Origin of the sequence: Variovorax sp. PvP013, from assembly GCF_050435945.1 — a bacterium.
GTDB lineage: Bacteria > Pseudomonadota > Gammaproteobacteria > Burkholderiales > Burkholderiaceae_C > Variovorax.
The window spans coordinates 94,229-109,037 of the sequence record NZ_JBNDLF010000011.1; the positions used below are offsets into that span (position 1 = coordinate 94,229).

The 14,809-nt window shown below is 71.6% G+C and carries 12 protein-coding genes; 6 read left to right on the forward strand and 6 right to left on the reverse strand.

Annotated elements, in window-relative coordinates; all coding sequences use genetic code 11:
- Nucleotides 1-9: 9 nt before the first annotated feature.
- The 4 genes from ABID77_RS20430 to ilvB form a co-directional block, all read right to left on the reverse strand.
- Nucleotides 10-1,338: an ABC transporter substrate-binding protein gene (locus ABID77_RS20430; protein WP_429599840.1), complete on the reverse strand. Its 1,329-nt coding sequence runs from the start codon at nucleotides 1,336-1,338 to the stop codon at nucleotides 10-12.
- A gap of 114 nt (nucleotides 1,339-1,452) precedes the next feature.
- A complete protein-coding gene (locus tag ABID77_RS20435) occupies nucleotides 1,453-2,373 on the reverse strand; it encodes a dihydrodipicolinate synthase family protein (protein WP_429599843.1) in 921 nt (306 codons plus the stop codon).
- A 164-nt stretch (nucleotides 2,374-2,537) separates the two neighbouring features.
- Nucleotides 2,538-3,410: an amidohydrolase family protein gene (locus tag ABID77_RS20440; RefSeq protein ID WP_429599846.1), complete on the reverse strand. Its 873-nt coding sequence runs from the start codon at nucleotides 3,408-3,410 to the stop codon at nucleotides 2,538-2,540.
- A gap of 146 nt (nucleotides 3,411-3,556) precedes the next feature.
- Nucleotides 3,557-5,374 carry a biosynthetic-type acetolactate synthase large subunit gene (gene ilvB / locus ABID77_RS20445; RefSeq protein ID WP_429599848.1) on the reverse strand — a complete coding sequence of 606 codons (1,818 nt, stop codon included), beginning with the start codon at nucleotides 5,372-5,374 and terminating at the stop codon, nucleotides 3,557-3,559.
- A 180-nt stretch (nucleotides 5,375-5,554) separates the two neighbouring features.
- On the opposite strand from ilvB, the gene ABID77_RS20450 reads away from it, so the two are divergent.
- Nucleotides 5,555-7,570, forward strand: a complete 2,016-nt coding sequence (locus ABID77_RS20450) for an acyl CoA:acetate/3-ketoacid CoA transferase (protein ID WP_429599851.1) — start codon at nucleotides 5,555-5,557, stop codon at nucleotides 7,568-7,570.
- A gap of 30 nt (nucleotides 7,571-7,600) precedes the next feature.
- Here ABID77_RS20450 and ABID77_RS20455 read toward each other — a convergent pair whose 3' ends face one another.
- On the reverse strand, nucleotides 7,601-8,506 hold the full coding sequence (locus tag ABID77_RS20455) for a LysR family transcriptional regulator (RefSeq protein WP_429599853.1): 906 nt from the start codon (nucleotides 8,504-8,506) through the stop codon (nucleotides 7,601-7,603).
- Between the two features lie 172 nt (nucleotides 8,507-8,678).
- Here ABID77_RS20455 and ABID77_RS20460 point away from each other — a divergent pair, with 172 nt between their 5' ends.
- From ABID77_RS20460 to ABID77_RS20480, 5 genes are all read left to right on the forward strand, one after another.
- Nucleotides 8,679-9,635 (forward strand): Bug family tripartite tricarboxylate transporter substrate binding protein, encoded by a 957-nt coding sequence (locus ABID77_RS20460; protein ID WP_429599931.1) that lies wholly within the window; start codon nucleotides 8,679-8,681, stop codon nucleotides 9,633-9,635.
- A 75-nt stretch (nucleotides 9,636-9,710) separates the two neighbouring features.
- Entirely contained in the window at nucleotides 9,711-10,772 is a 1,062-nt protein-coding gene (locus ABID77_RS20465; RefSeq protein WP_429599855.1) for an Ldh family oxidoreductase, read from the forward strand.
- 35 nt (nucleotides 10,773-10,807) lie between these two features.
- Nucleotides 10,808-11,779 (forward strand): Bug family tripartite tricarboxylate transporter substrate binding protein, encoded by a 972-nt coding sequence (locus ABID77_RS20470; protein WP_429599858.1) that lies wholly within the window; start codon nucleotides 10,808-10,810, stop codon nucleotides 11,777-11,779.
- 3 nt (nucleotides 11,780-11,782) lie between these two features.
- Nucleotides 11,783-12,589, forward strand: a complete 807-nt coding sequence (locus tag ABID77_RS20475; protein ID WP_429599861.1) for an MBL fold metallo-hydrolase — start codon at nucleotides 11,783-11,785, stop codon at nucleotides 12,587-12,589.
- Nucleotides 12,586-13,329 carry an ABC transporter substrate-binding protein gene (locus ABID77_RS20480; protein WP_429599863.1) on the forward strand — a complete coding sequence of 248 codons (744 nt, stop codon included), beginning with the start codon at nucleotides 12,586-12,588 and terminating at the stop codon, nucleotides 13,327-13,329. Before ABID77_RS20475 ends, ABID77_RS20480 begins: the two co-directional genes overlap by 4 nt.
- A gap of 13 nt (nucleotides 13,330-13,342) precedes the next feature.
- Here ABID77_RS20480 and ABID77_RS20485 read toward each other — a convergent pair whose 3' ends face one another.
- Entirely contained in the window at nucleotides 13,343-14,809 is a 1,467-nt protein-coding gene (locus ABID77_RS20485) for a TrkH family potassium uptake protein (RefSeq protein ID WP_429599865.1), read from the reverse strand.

A 14,809-nucleotide genomic window follows, 5' to 3' on the forward strand; every position in this document is an offset into this window, starting at 1 on the left:
TGCGGCGCTTCAGCCCGAGGCCTTGCATGCCGCGTCCATCTGCGTCGCCGCGTCGGCGACGCTCATCAGCCCGCCGGGAAAGGCCCGGTTGAGCACCTGCGCGAAGGTGTCGCCGCATTTGCCGCTCATGTAGTGCAGCGGCGTGCCGATGAAGTATTTGGCGCCGACCGAGCGCTCCTGCAGTTCCTTGAAGTACGGCGCGTAGATGCTGGTGATGCGGGACGGATCGGTGCGCACCCCCGTCTGCAGCAGCACGCTCTCCATCCACCTGTTGCCGTTCTCCACGGTCGCCAGGGACGCGAGCATCCGGCCGGCGCATTCCTTGTTCTTGCCGCGCGCGTACATCACGTAGCTGCCGCCCACCGCCAGGGTCTTGCATTCGGGGCACTTGCTGCCGTCCATGGCCGGATACTTCATCAGGCCGAGCGCGAAGTCCTTGGGCTGCCCGCCCTTCTCCGGCGCGACGAAGGCCCGCCCCGTGTACCAGCTCGCGATCGGGAACGTCAGCGCCCCGGGATTGGTGTGGAAGTAGTAGTGCGACTCGCCGAGCTTCATGGTCGCCATGCTCCTGGGGAACATGCCGGCATCCACCAGCTGCTTGACCCAGGTCATGGCCTCGACGACACGCGGGTCCTGGAACGCCAGCTTTCCGGTGAGCAGCTTCTCGTAGTCCTCGGTCCCCAGCTTGCGCAGCAGCACCTCCTGCAGGAAGTACGCGCCCGGATAGGGCCGGTCGCCCACGCCCGTGGCCGTGGGCGTGATGCCGGCGGCCACCGAGCGCCTGACCATGTCGGTGAACTGGGCCTGCGTCATCTGCATGGTCGCGGGCGGCGTCACGCCGATCTTCTTCATCAGGTCGCGGTTGTAGTAGAGCTCGACCGAGTAGGCCTCCTGGGGCATGGCGTAGACCTTGCCGTTCCAGGTCCAGGCACGCTTGGCCCAGTCCTCGAGGTTGGCCAGATCGATGTACTTGTCCAGCGGCTCCAGGTAGCCGCTCTTGGCGAAGGCGATCTCGTCGGGCTCCAGCCAGAAGATGTCGGGCGCCTGGCCGGTGCGCACCGAGGTCTTCACCGAGGTGTAGAGATCGGCCTTCTGGACGAACTGCAGGTTGACCTTGCACTGCGGCGTGGCGGCCTCGAACTGCTTCACGCGCTCCTCGATGAAGGTGCGCTTGGAGACCTCGTCGGGCCAGTGGCTCCACATGGTGATCGTCTGCTGCTGCGCGAGGGCGGGCGCGCCGAGCGCCGCGAGGACGGCACCGGCCACGGCGAGGGCCAGCGCGCCCGGGCGGCCGACGCGAGGCGTCGATCCGGCGGCGGAACGGGAAAAGGACGTCATGTGTGTCTCCTCGTTGTTGCATGGATGCGGATTCGGGCCCGAAGGCCGGGCGTCGGGGACGGAACGCGGGTCGCCGCGAGCGCTGGCCCCGCCGCCGTCGCTGCAGCCCTGGATTCAATGACGCGGGTAGCCCGGCATGTCGAAGTCGATGGCCCGCAGCCGGGCGTCGATCGCCTCGCCCATCGACGGCGCCAGCGCGACCAGCGGCGGCCGCACGTTGCGCCATCGCGCGTCGCCGGAACGGACCGCCACCGCGTGCTTCATCGCGGGAATCATGTGCGGGCCCTGGAACACCTGGCGCACCGCGTCGGCCCGGGCCTGGAGGTCGGGGGCGTCGGCGCCGTCCCATCCCGCGCAGACGCGATGGATGCCGGCGGGATTCATGTTCACGGTGGCGCTGATGCAGCCGGCGGCGCCCAGGGGCATCGCCATCGACAGCAAGGACTCGCTGGCGGGGAACACGTCGAAACCGTCGGCGGCGAAGTGGTCGATCATGGCCCGGGTGTTGGCCCAGTCGCCCGAGGAGTCCTTGGCGCCGGCGACGACGTCCGGATAGCGCTTGCGCAGCCGCTCGATGAGACCCAGCGTGATCGGCACGTGGGTGAACTGGGGGATGTGATAGAGGTAGATCGGCGCGCAGCCCGAGCCGACCCGCTCGATGACCTCGGCGTAGTACGCGAACACGCCGTCGTCGGAGACGCCCTTGAAGAAGAACGGCGGCAGCATCAGCAGCCCCGCGACGCCGAGGCCCGACGCATGGCGCGAGAGCTCGACCGCGTCGGGCAATGCGCAGGCGCCCGTCCCCGGCATCATCTTGGCCGCCGGGATGCCCGCTTCCACCAGCGCCTCGGTCAGCGACTTCCGCTCGGCGACGGCGATCGACGCGGCTTCGGAGTTGGTGCCGAAGATGGCCAGACCCGCGTCGTTGTCGACGAGCCACCGGCAGTGCGCGACGAAGCGTCCGACGTCGGGCTCCAGGCGGTCGTCGAAGGGTGTCAGCACGGGTGCCAGTGCGCCGCGCAGCCGGGTGGTCATGGGTGGGTGTCTCCTGAAGAGGGAATCGCGTGCCGTCGTCGACGGAGGACGTCGATCCCGTCGCTCGATTCTCGAAGTCCGGTCGCGCCGGAAGAAGCGACGGCCACACCGTCAGAGAACAATAATTTTTGACTCCCCTCGCCGCGGCGGCGGCACCGGCCGCGTCAGGGGAAGCCGTAGAGGCCGGCCGGGTTGTCGACCAGGATCCGCCGCCGCAGGGCCTCGTCCGGCACCGCGTCGGCGAAGGCGTCCAGCAGGGCGGCATCGTCGGGGAGCCGGTCGGGCTGCTCCGTCGGATGCGGCCAGTCGCTGCCCCAGAGCACGCGCCGGGGCGCCGCGCGGGCGTAGGCGGCGGCTTCCTCCACGGCATCGGCATAGCCGGGCGCGCCGACGATCGACTCGTTGTAGAAGCCGGACAGCTTGACGTAGGCCCGGTCCAGCCGGAGCAGTTCGCGAACCATCAGGAAGGTCGGATGCCGTGTCGCCTCCGGCTGGGGCACGCGCGCCAGGTGGTCGAACACCACGGGAACCGGGAGTCCCGCCCAGAGCGCGCGCGCGTCGAGCAGGACGTCCGCGGGCGCGTTGACCTGCACGTGCCATCCCAGCGGCGCGATCCGTGCCGCCAGCGGCGCGACCATGGCCAGCGTGGTGACGCCCGGCGGAGCCAGGTTGAACCGGATGCCGCGGACGCCTCCCGCGTGCAGCGCGTGCAGCCGCGCGTCGCTCACCCCGGTGTCGACGACGGCGATGCCCCGCGCGCGGGCGCCGAAGTGGCCGAGCGATTCGAGCAGCAGGCGGTTGTCGGTGCCATAGCTCGACGGCTGCACGACGACGTTGCGCGTCGTGCCGATGCGCCGCTGCAGGGCGCGGTAGTCGGCGATCGACGCGTCGCCCGGTCGCAGCGTGGCCGCGCGGTCGAACGGATGGCGCGCGTCGTAGATGTGGTGATGGCAATCGCAGGCGTCGGCGGGAACGCGCGCGACCGGCGGTCGCGTGCCTGCGGACCACCGGACGGCGCCCGAAGATGGTTCGTTCATGTCGTGTCTCCCAGGACCGGCGGACGCCCTCCGGCCGCTGCCTTTCGTCGCCGCCAGTGTGACCCGTTGCGACGCGGCGTCGAAGCGCCCCGCGCATGGACAGACCCTAAAAGATTTGCGGTCCGCCGGCGCGGTCGCGGCACCGTCTATCCGCCGGTGTCTTCCTGCGTGTCCTCGTACCACCGGTCCTTGCCCAGCATCACGCGGTGGTGCCCGTGGCCCGAGGGCATCATCGGAAAGCAGTTCTCCTGCGCGGCCACCTGCACGTCGAGGAAGAACGGCCCCTCGTGGGCCAGGCACTCGGCCAGCGCCGCGTCGAGCTCGGCCGGGTCGGCCACGCGCCGCGCGCCCCAGCCGAAGGCCTTCGCCAGGGCCACGAAGTCCGGCAGCGCCTCGTTCCAGCTGTGGCTCAGGCGGTTGCCGTGGTTGAGCTCCTGCCACTGGCGCACCATGCCCATGTAGCCGTTGTTCGACAGCACCAGCTTGACCGGCGTGCGGTGCTGCACGGCGGTGGAGAGTTCCTGGATGTTCATCAGCACCGAGGCGTCGCCGCTCACGCACACCACCAGCGCGTCGGGGTGCGCAACCTGCGCGCCGATGGCCGCCGGCAAGCCGTAGCCCATGGTGCCGGCCCCGCCCGAGGTCAGCCAGCGGCCCGGCCGCTCGAAGCGCACGTGTTGCGCGGCCCACATCTGGTGCTGGCCGACGTCGGTGGAGACGATGGCGTCGCGCCCCTCGACCGTCGCCTGCAGGCGGCGCATCAGCTGCTGCGGCAGGATCACGTCGGCGCGCGGGGCGAAGTCGAAGCAGCGTTCGGCGCGCCAGCGTCCGATCCGCGCCCACCACGGCGCCAGTCGCGCCGCCGGCAGGTCGCGCAGCGGCGACAGGGCCAGCAGCGCGTCGAGCACCGCGCCGCAGTCGCCGACGATGGGCACGTCGACCCGCACGGTGCGGTTGATGCTGCCCGGATCGATGTCGACGTGGATCTTGCGGGCGTGGGGGCAGAACTCGTCGAGCTTGCCGGTCACGCGGTCGTCGAAGCGCGCGCCGATGCAGATCACCAGGTCGGCCTCGTGCATCGCCAGGTTGGCCTCCAGCGCGCCGTGCATGCCCAGCATGCCCAGGAAGCGCGGGTCCGACGCGGGGAATGCGCCCAGCCCCATCAGGGTCAGGGTGCAGGGCGCGTCGAGCCGATGCACCAGCCGCGTGAAGGCCTCGCAGGCGGCCGCGCCCGAGTTCACCAGCCCGCCGCCGCCGTAGACGATCGGCCGGCGCGCGGTCGACATCAGGTCGGCGGCGCGCTGCAGGCTGCCGGTCGGCAGGGCGCCGCCGCCGGCGCGCGACCGCCGCTGCGGCCGGGCCGGGACCGGGGCCGCCGTGCCCAGCGTCATGAGCTGCACGTCCTTGGGCACGTCGATCAGCACCGGCCCCGGGCGCCCGCTCGCGGCGATCTCCAGCGCGCGGCGCACCACCGACGGGATCTCGTCGGCCACCCGGGCCTGGTGGTTCCACTTGGTGACCGGGCGCGACATGCCCAGCGCATCGCTCTCCTGGAACGCCTGGGTGCCGATCACGCCGGTGGCGACCTGCCCGCTGATGCACAGCACGGGGATCGAGTCGCTGATCGCGTCGAGCAGCCCGCTGATGGTGTTGCCCACTCCCGGCCCCGAGGTGACCAGCACGACGCCGACCCGGCCGGTGGTGCGCGCGTAGCCCTCGGCCGCGTGCACCGCCGCCTGCTCGTGGCGCACCAGCACGTGGCGCAGCCTCGGCTCGCCGTGCAGCGCGTCGTAGAGCGGCAGTGCCGCGCCGCCTGGATAGCCGAAGATCGTGTCGACGCCGCATTCGATCAGCGTGTCGAGCAGGGCGACGGCGCCGTTGGCGAGGCGGTGCGGCCCGTGCGGCGGCACGGCGGCGGGATGGCCCGTGGCCGGCGAGGGATGTTCGGTCGAAAGCAGTTCCATGCCCTCGATTCTTCCGGGGTTCGCGCCGAACAGGCTTCTTTTTTTCATCCTCTATCGCTTCTTCGACGAATATCATTCGACAAGATTGAGAAAGTCCCGAAGGATCGTCGGCCGGTCGACCCGATTCCGCTCGGCTAGCATGAACGGCGGCCGGACCGCGCATCGACGAGACCGACTCCCATGACCTCCGCCTCCTCTTCTCCCTCCTCCTTCCAGCCCCCTTCCTCCCGCACCAAGCCCTTCATCCCCGACGTCGACGGCAAGATCGTCACCGCCGAGCAGGCGGTGCGGCTGATCCGTCCCGGCGACACCGTGGCGACCTCGGGCTTCGTGGGCATCGGCTTCGCCGAGGAGATCGCCATCGCCATCGAGCGGCGCTTCCTGGCCGGCGCGGTGGACGACGGCGCGCCACGCCTGGGCGATCTGACGCTGGTCTACGCCGGCGGCCAGGGCGACGGCCGCGACAAGGGCCTCAACCATCTGGCCCACGCGGGCCTGGTGCGCCGGGTGATCGGCGGCCACTGGGGCCTGGTGCCCAAGCTCGGGCGCATGGCCATCGCCGGCGAGATCGAGGCCTACAACCTGCCCCAGGGCGTGATCTCCTGCCTGTTCCGCGACATCGCCGGCCACCGGCCGGGGCACCTCAGCCGGGTCGGCCTGGGCACCTTCGTCGACCCGCGCCTGGGCGGCGGCAAGATGAACGCGCGCACGACCGAGGACCTGGTCGAGCTGATCACCGTCGCCGGCGAGGAGGTGCTGCTCTACCGCACCTTCCCGGTCCACGTGGCCGTCGTCCGCGCCACCACGGCCGACCCCGACGGCAACCTCACGATGGAGCGCGAGGCGCTGACGCTGGAGGCGCTGTCGATCGCCATGGCGGCGCACAACAGCGGCGGCATCGTCATCGCCCAGGTCGAGCGCATCGCCGAGCGCGGCTCGCTCGCGCCGCGCCAGGTCAAGGTGCCCGGCCTGCTGGTGGACTGCGTCGTGCAGGCCCGCCCGGAGCACCACTGGCAGACCTTCGCCACGCCCTACAGCCCGGCCTACAGCGGCGAGATCCGCGTGCGCGCCGGGGCGGCCGAGCCCCTGGCATTGACCGCGCGCAAGGTGATCGCGCGGCGCGCCGCGCTCGAGCTGCGGGCGCGCAGCGTCGTCAACCTCGGGATCGGCATGCCCGAGGGGATCGCCCACGTCGTCGACGAGGAGGGCTTCGTCGACCTGCTGACGATGACGGCCGAGCCCGGCGTCATCGGCGGCGTGCCGGCCTCGGGCCTGGACTTCGGCGCGGCGGTCAACACCCAGGCCGTGATCGACCAGCCCTACCAGTTCGACTTCTACGACGGCGGCGGCCTCGACATCGCCTTCCTGGGCATGGCGCAGGCCGACGCCGAGGGCAACGTGAACGTCAGCCGGTTCGGCAACCGGCTCGCCGGCGCGGGCGGCTTCATCAACATCAGCCAGAACGCCAAGCAGGTGGTGTTCGTGGGCACCTTCGGCGCCGGCGGCGTCGAGGCCGTGGTGCGCCACGCCCGGCTGGTCGTCGACGCCGCGCTGCCCGGCACGCCGAAGTTCGTCGCCGCCGTCGAGCACCGCACCTTCGGCGGCGGCTATGCGCGGGAGCGGCGGCAGCCCGTGCTCTACGTGACCGAGCGCTGCGTCTTCCGGCTCGGCGCGCAGGGCCTGGAACTGGTCGAGATCGCGCCGGGCATCGACCTGGAGCGCGACGTGCTGGCCCTGATGGGCTTCCGCCCGCTCATGCCGCGCCCGCCACGCCTCATGGACGCGCGCATCTTCGAGGACGCGCCGATGGGCCTGCGCGAGCGCATGCTGAGCCTGCCGCTGCGCGAGCGCATCCGCTACGACCCCGCCCAGGGCACGCTGTTCGTCAACCTCGCGGGGTTCAGCGTGCGCACGCCGGATGACGTGGCGGCGATCGCCGAGCGCATCGTGCAGCAGGTCGAGGCGGTCGGCCACAAGGTGCCGGCGGTGGTCGACTACAGCGACTTCCGGGTGCTGCCCGACCTGGAGGACGCCTACTGGCGCATGGTCAAGGACGTGGCCGATCGCTGCCACTCCTCCACCACGCGCTATGCCACCCAGGCCTTCCTGCGCGCCCGGCTCGGCGCCGTGCTGGGGCGGCACGGGCTGTCGCCGGAGGTGCTGGAGCCGGCGGCGCGGGACGGCCGTCTGCCGTAGCGGTCCACGGCGGTTTCGGTCCGATCGGTCCTAGCCGGGCTTCGCGATCTCCCCTTTGCGTACGACCAGCATGTCGTGGAGGAGCCGTGCGGCGGTGGCCAGGGGCTTGCCGCGACGCACGATCAGGCCCAGCGTCCGGCTCACCGTGGGCTCGACCAGCGCGACGGCCGTCATCCCGGCGTGGCCGTCCGGCGGCAGCGCCATGCGCGGGACCACGCCCACGCCGAGTCCGGCCGTCACGAGGCTGACCAGCGCCGGGACGTGGTTGACCTCGCAGAACCAGCGCGGCCGGGAGGTCGAGCGCGCCAGCGCCTGATCGATGAGGAAGCGGTTGCCGCTGCCCTGCGCGAGCGCGATGTAGGAGTGCTCGCCGAGGTCGGCCCAGCGCACGGTCTCGCGCCGGGCCAGTGGATGGCCCGACGGACACGCCAGCACGAACGCCTCCTCGATGAGCGGCAGGAAGTCGATGTCCGCCTCCTGCGTGCCGATGTAGGTGACGCCGAAATCCGCCTCGCCACGCGTGACCGCCAGCAGCACGTCGCTGGACGACTCGTCGTGCAACCGTACCCGGATCCCGGGGTAGAGCCGGTGGTACTCCTCGAACACCGACGGCAGGAAGTACCCGACCGCCGAGGGTACGCAGGCCAGCGTGACCTCGCCCGAGAGGCGCTCGGCCACGTCGGCGATGCCCAGCAGGGCGCTGTCGAGTTCGTCGAAGACGTTGCGCGCCCGATGCACGAAGGCGCGGCCGACGGTCGTGAGTTCCACCTTGCGCGTGGTGCGCGTGAAGAGCTGCACCCCGAGCGCGTCCTCCAGCTTGTCGACGCGGCGGGATAGCGCCGACTGCGACAGATGCAGCACATCCGAGGCGGCGCGGAAGCTGCCGAGGTCGGCGACGGAAAGGAAGGCGCGCAGGTCGGCGAGGTCGAAATTCATGGGAAATCGGCGCCTGTCTATTGCAGCGTCTAGCGCAAGAATTGAACGGATCTTTGCACTTTACACCGTCAAAGCGCCTGCCGATCATTCCTCGGGTCAGACAACGCTCGGAGACTTTCCATTGAACACACCCCTTTTCCGCCAGCCGGAGCGCGCCCGTCGCCGCGCCTTCATGGCGTTCGCAACTTGTGTCGCGCTGGCCGCACCGCACCTCGCCGCCGCCCAGGCATGGCAGCCCGTGCGCCCCATCCGGCTCGTCGTCCCCTACGGTCCCGGCGGCAGTTCCGACGTCATCGCGCGGGCGATCGCCGCCGAGATGGGCAAGGACCTGGGACAGGCCGTCATCGTCGACAACAAGGCCGGCGGCCAGGGCGTGATCGCGATGCAGGAGGCCGCCCGCGCGGCGCCCGACGGCTACACCATCGTGCTCGGCCATGTCGGGACGCTGGCGGTCAATCCGGCCATGATGGCCCGGCTGCCCTACGACGTCCGCAAGGACTTCCAGCCGGTGACGCTGCTGGCGCGCGTGCCGATGGTTTTCGCCGTCGGCGCGAAGGTGAAGGCGACCACCCTGCCCCAGTTCGTCGCGCTGGCGAAGGCCGAGCCCGGACGGCTGAACTATGGCTCGGCGGGCAACGGCAGCGCCGGGCACCTGGCCTTCGAGATGCTCAAGGTCACCGCGGGCATCGACGTGACCCACGTGCCCTACAAGGGCACCGGCGCGCAGATGACCGACCTGCTGGCCGGCAACATCGACGCCGCGTCGGCCGGGCTGCCGGGCTTCCTGCCGCACGTGAAGGCCAACAAGGTGAGGATCCTGGCGGTCGGCTCGGCGCAGCGCCTGGCCGCCGTCCCGGACGTGCCCACGGTCGCCGAGCTGGGCCATCCGGACTTCGAGAGTTCGCAGTGGTTCGGCCTGCTCGCGCCGGCGAAGACGCCCGAGGCCGTCGTCCGGCGCCTCGACGAGGAAGCGCGCAAGGCCCTGGCGTCGCCCGCCGTGCAGCGCCGGCTGGAGGAGGACTCCAGCGCCGCCTCTCCCATGGGGCCGAAGGACTTCGCGGCCTTCATCGCCGGCGAACAGACGCGCTGGGCCACGGTCGTGCGCGCCGCCCGGCTGACGGCCGACTGAGCCCGCCCCCGGCCCGCCCCTCTCCACCTCCTCCGCCTCCTCTTCTTTCCCACCCGACCGCCCTCCAGGACCCCCATGAACACCGCCACCGCCAACGCCACCGACCCCCGCACCCGCCTCTCCGAAGCCGAACTCCGCGACCTCGGCCAGAGCGCCTTCGAAGGCCTGGGCCTGAACGCCGCCGATGCCAAGGACGTCGTCGACGTCCTGGTGCTGGCCGACCTGTTCGGCCTCTCCACCCACGGCCTGAGCCGCGTCGAGTCCTACGGCGAGCGGCTCGACGTAAGTGGCATCGCGAGGACTCCCGCCATCGCCGTCGAGCGCGTGGCGCCGGCCCTGGTCACCGTCGACGGCGCCAACGGCGTCGGCCCGCTGGTGGGCATGCATGGGTTGCGCGCGGCGATGGACGTGGCGCGCGAATGCGGCATCGGCGCGGCCTTCGTGCGCGGCAGCAACCACTTCGGGCCGATCTCGCCCTACAGCTACCTGGCGGCCGAGCAGGGCTTCGCCAGCATGATCGGCAGCAACGCGACCACCACCATCGCGCCCTGGGGCGGCAGCGACGCGCGCCTGGGCAACAGCCCGCTGGGCTTCGGCGTGCCGGGCGCGGACGGCGAGCACTTCATGCTCGACATGGCGATGAGCGTGGTGGCGCGCGCCAAGATCCGCAACGCGCTCAAGGCCGGCGAATCGATCCCCGACACCTGGGGCACCGACAAGCAGGGCCGCGCGACGACCGACCCCAAGGCCGCGCTCGACGGCTTCCTGCAGCCCATCGGCGGCCACAAGGGCTACGGGCTGGCGCTGCTGGTGGACCTGTTCGCCGGCGTGCTGTCCGACGCCGCCTACCTGACCCACGTCAAGTCGTGGGTCGATGCGCCGGACGAGCCGCAGAACCTGGGCCACTTCTTCATCCTGATCGATGCGAAGCGCCTGGGCTCGGGCGCCTGGCTGGCCGGGCGCATGCGCGACTTCGCCGGGATCCTGCACGGCAGCCCGGCGGCCGAGGAAGGCAAGCCGGTGATCGTGCCGGGCGAGATCGAGCTTCGCCGCATGCGCCGTCAGCGCGCCGAGGGCATCGAGGTGACGCCCGACGTCCTGGCGCTGCTGCGCCGACGCGCCGAAGCCGCCGCCTGAGCGATGCGGACGCCGAATCCAAGGAGACCAGCACCATGCACAGACTCGCGCTCGCCCTGATCCTCGCGGCCGCCACCCTGCACGCTCCGGCGCGGGCGCAGCCGGGCTACCCCGACAAGCCGATCCGCATGATCGTGCCGTACGCGGCCGGCGGCGCGGCCGACATCACGGCGCGCATCGTCGGCCAGAAGATGGCCGAGGGGCTGGGCGTGCCGGTCGTCGTCGACAACCGGGGCGGCGCCAACGGCAACATCGGCACCGACGCCGTCGCCAAGGCGGCACCGGACGGCTACACCGTGCTGCTGGTGGCGAGCGGGCCGATCGTGGTCAACCCCTCCCTCTACGCCAAGCTGCCCTACGACCCGTTGAAGGACCTGGCCCCGGTCACGCAGCTCACCAGCTACCAGTACGCGCTGGTGGTGCCGGCGAACTCGCCGATCACCGGCGTGCCCGAGCTCGTCGCGGCCGCCAAGGCCGACCCCGGCAGGATCAGCTACGGCTCGACCGGCGTCGGCGGCGGCGGCCACCTCGCGGGCGAACTGTTCGCCGGGCTGACCGGCACGAAGCTCACGCACGTCCCGTACAAGGGCGCCTCGCTGGCGCTGGCCGACCTGCTGGGCGGGCAACTGTCGTTCACCTTCGACACGGTGGTCACGGCGGCGCCGCGGATCGCCAGCGGCAAGCTGCGCGGCTACGCGGTCACCGGACCGCGCCGCGCCGCGTCGCTGCCGCAGCTGCCGACCATGGCGGAGCTGGGCTACCGCGATTTCAACGTCACGCAGTTCCAAGGCATCCTGGTGCCGGCGAAGACCGATGCGGCCATCGTCGAGCGGCTGCGCGCCGAGGCCGTCAAGGCGCTGCAGGCGCCCGACGTGATCCGCCGCCTGGCGACCGAGGGCGGCTACGACCTGATCGGCGGGACGCCGGCGGAATTCCGCCGGCTGATCCAGGCCGAGACCGCCTCCTATGGCCGGCTGATTAAGGCCTCCCACATCCAGGTGGACTGAGCCGTGTACCGGATCGACGTGCTGGTGCAGGGCTTTCCCGGCAAGGCCGTGTGCCACGGTGGCCTCGGCTGGAGCACGGTGACGCTGCTGCGCGGCTTCGGCCGCGTGATCCTGATCGACGTCGGCGCCTTCGGCGTGCGGCGCGAGCTGGCCAAGCAACTTCGCGCGGCCGGCGTGGCGCCGCAGGACGTGACCGACGTGGTGCTGACCCACGCGCACTACGACCACGCGGTGAACTTCACGCTGTTCCCGGCCGCGACGGTCTGGATCGGCGCGACGGAGCTGGACTGGGCGCTGGCACAGGCGCCGGGCTTCGACCCGCTGCCCGAGCTCTATGTGCGCGAACTCGCCGTCCATCCCCGGGTCGAGCGCCTGGGCCCCGAGCAGGACTTCCTGCCCGGGCTGCGCGCCGTCGCCGCGCCAGGCCACACGCCAGGGCACCTGATCTTCCTGATGACGGCGAACCCGATCCACCTGCTGTTCTCCGGCGACGCCGCGAAGAACCGCGCCGAACTCCTCGGTCGCCGCGTCGACGCCAGCGCCGACCACCGGCAGAGCGAGGCCTCGCTCGACCTCATCTGGCGCCACTGGCGCGCAACGCCCGGCACGATCCTGGTACCCGGCCACGACCTGTGCATGCGGCTGGACGTCGCCGGCCGGCCCGAGTACGTCGGCGAGCGCCGCGCCGCCATCGCCGCCTGGTTCAGCGAGAACCTGAGCGACGAGACGCACATCGACCTTTGCGCGCCGGCGGCGTCCGGCCTCTTCACCCACCTCCTCTCCACCCCATCGGGAACCACCCAGCCATGAGCGAACTTCCGCGCGACGTCGCCGCCGCCCTCACCCCCACCGGCGCCTTGCGCGCCTCCATCAACCTGGGCAATCCGATCCTCGCGAACCGCGGGCCGGACGGCCAGCCCGTGGGCGTGTCGATCGACCTGGCGCGCGCCTTCGCCGAGCGCCTGGGCGTCGCGCTCGAGCTGGTGGTGTTCGACGCCGCCGGCAAGTCCGTCGAGGCGGTGGCCGACGAGCGCGCCGACATCGGCTTCTTCGCCATCGACCCGGTGCGCGGCGCGCAGATCGCCTTCACCGACGGCTACGTCCACATCGAGGGCGCCTACCTCGTGCGCGAGGCCTCGCCGCTGCGCGCCAACGACGAGGTCGACCGCGCCGGCACGCGCGTCACGGTCGGCAAGGGCAGCGCCTACGACCTGTACCTGACGCGCGAGCTCAAGCAGGCCGAGATCGTGCGCGCGCCGACCTCGCCGACGGTGGTCGCGACCTTCCTGGAGCAGGCGCTCGACGTCGCCGCGGGCGTGAAGCAGCAGCTGGAGGCCGACGCCGCCCGCCACCCCGGCCTGCGCCTGCTGCCAGGGCGCTTCATGGTGATCCGCCAGGCCATGGGTTGCCCGAAGTCGCGCGGCGAGGCCGCTGCCCGGGTGCTGGGCGATTTCGTCGAGGCGATGAAGGCCTCCGGCTTCGTCGCCGACGCGTTGCGCCGGCACGGCATCGAAGGCGCCTCGGTGGCGCCGGCCGCCGACGCATCCTGAGCACGCCGCCGTCTCACTTGCGCCAGAACGACGGCGTCAGCAGCGCGATGAAGCTCAGCATCTCCAGCCGTCCGAGGATCATCGCGAAGGTGCAGACCCAGACCTGGAAGCCGGTCAGTCCGCTGAAGTTGCCCGCCGGCCCGACGGTGCCGAGTCCCGGTCCGGTGCAGTTGACGCTGGCGATCACGGCGCTGAAGGCCGTGACCGGGTCGAGGTCGCTGAGCACCAGCAGCATGCTCAGCGAGATCGTCGTCACGCCGTAGACCAGCATGAAGGCCAGCACCGAGAAGATCACGCGGTGGTCGACCACCACCGCGCCCAGCGTCACCGGCTGCACCGCGCGCGGATGCACCAGGCGCGTCATCTCGCGCCCGGCCTGCTTCATGAGGATGAGCACCCGCACCATCTTGATGCCGCAGCCGGCCGAGCCGGCGCTGGTCGCCACGCCCGAGAGCAGCAGCATGAACAGCGGCGCGAACACCGGCCAGGCGAGGTAGTCGACCGTGGCGAACCCGGTCGTGCTGCCCACCGAGATGGCGTGGAACACGCCGTAGCGCAGCGCGTCGAGCGGGCCGTAGACGCCCTTGGCCCACAGCACCGCCGCCACCACCAGGCCGCCGCCGATCAGGGCGACCAGCGTGGCGCGCAGTTCCGGGTCGCGCCAGAAGCCGCGCCAGTGGCCCCGGCGCAGGGCGACGAAGTAGAGCGCGAAGTTGCAGCTCGCCGCCAGCATGAACAGCACCGCCACGCCCTCGAGCACGGGCGAGGCGAAGTGCGCGAAGCTCGTGTCGTGCGAGGACAGGCCACCCAGGCTGACGGTGGCGAACATGTGCATCAGCGCGTCCATGGCCGTCATGCCGCCGGCCCAGTAGGCCGCGAAGCAGACGATCGAGAACGTCGCGTAGATGGCCCAGAGTCCCTTGGCGGTCTCCTTGACGCGCGGCGTGAGGCGGCTGTCCTTGATCGGGCCGGCGACCTCGGCCTTGAAGAGCTGGCTGCCGCCCACGCCCAGCAGCGGCAGGATGGCCACCGCCAGCACCAGGATCCCCATGCCGCCGATCCACTGCAGGAAGGTGCGCCAGACGTTGATCGACACCGGCAGGGTGTCGAGCCCGACGAGCACCGTCGCGCCCGTGGTGGTGAGGCCGGAGACCGCCTCGAAGTACGCGTCGGTGAAGCCGATCGGCCGGCCGGCGGCCTCGAGCGCCCCCATCAACGGCAGCGCGGCGAACAGCGGCATCGCCACCCAGGCGAAGGACGCCAGCACGATGCCGTGGCGCGGCTGCAGCTCGCGCCGGTGGCCGCGCAGACCCAGCCACAGCGCGCCGCCGCAGGCGAGGGTGATCGCGGCGGCGGCCGCCCACACGTGGCGCAGGCCGTCGGCGTGCGCCCAGGAGACGATCCACGGCACGGCCAGGCCCAGCGAGAAGAAGGTCAGCAGCGCGCCGAGCACGCGCAGGACGGGCAGGAAATCGACCAT

What these genes read in the sequence shown, in the direction of transcription:
- ABID77_RS20430 (WP_429599840.1), bottom strand. Translation starts at nt 1,338, where the DNA reads ATGACGTCCTTTTCCCGTTCCGCCGCCGGATCGACGCCTCGCGTCGGC.
- ABID77_RS20435 (WP_429599843.1), bottom strand. Translation starts at nt 2,373, where the DNA reads ATGACCACCCGGCTGCGCGGCGCACTGGCACCCGTGCTGACACCCTTC.
- ABID77_RS20440 (WP_429599846.1), bottom strand. Translation starts at nt 3,410, where the DNA reads ATGAACGAACCATCTTCGGGCGCCGTCCGGTGGTCCGCAGGCACGCGA.
- ilvB (WP_429599848.1), bottom strand. Translation starts at nt 5,374, where the DNA reads ATGGAACTGCTTTCGACCGAACATCCCTCGCCGGCCACGGGCCATCCC.
- ABID77_RS20450 (WP_429599851.1), top strand. Translation starts at nt 5,555, where the DNA reads ATGACCTCCGCCTCCTCTTCTCCCTCCTCCTTCCAGCCCCCTTCCTCC.
- ABID77_RS20455 (WP_429599853.1), bottom strand. Translation starts at nt 8,506, where the DNA reads ATGAATTTCGACCTCGCCGACCTGCGCGCCTTCCTTTCCGTCGCCGAC.
- ABID77_RS20460 (WP_429599931.1), top strand. Translation starts at nt 8,679, where the DNA reads ATGGCGTTCGCAACTTGTGTCGCGCTGGCCGCACCGCACCTCGCCGCC.
- ABID77_RS20465 (WP_429599855.1), top strand. Translation starts at nt 9,711, where the DNA reads ATGAACACCGCCACCGCCAACGCCACCGACCCCCGCACCCGCCTCTCC.
- ABID77_RS20470 (WP_429599858.1), top strand. Translation starts at nt 10,808, where the DNA reads ATGCACAGACTCGCGCTCGCCCTGATCCTCGCGGCCGCCACCCTGCAC.
- ABID77_RS20480 (WP_429599863.1), top strand. Translation starts at nt 12,586, where the DNA reads ATGAGCGAACTTCCGCGCGACGTCGCCGCCGCCCTCACCCCCACCGGC.
- ABID77_RS20485 (WP_429599865.1), bottom strand. Translation starts at nt 14,809, where the DNA reads ATGGTCGATTTCCTGCCCGTCCTGCGCGTGCTCGGCGCGCTGCTGACC.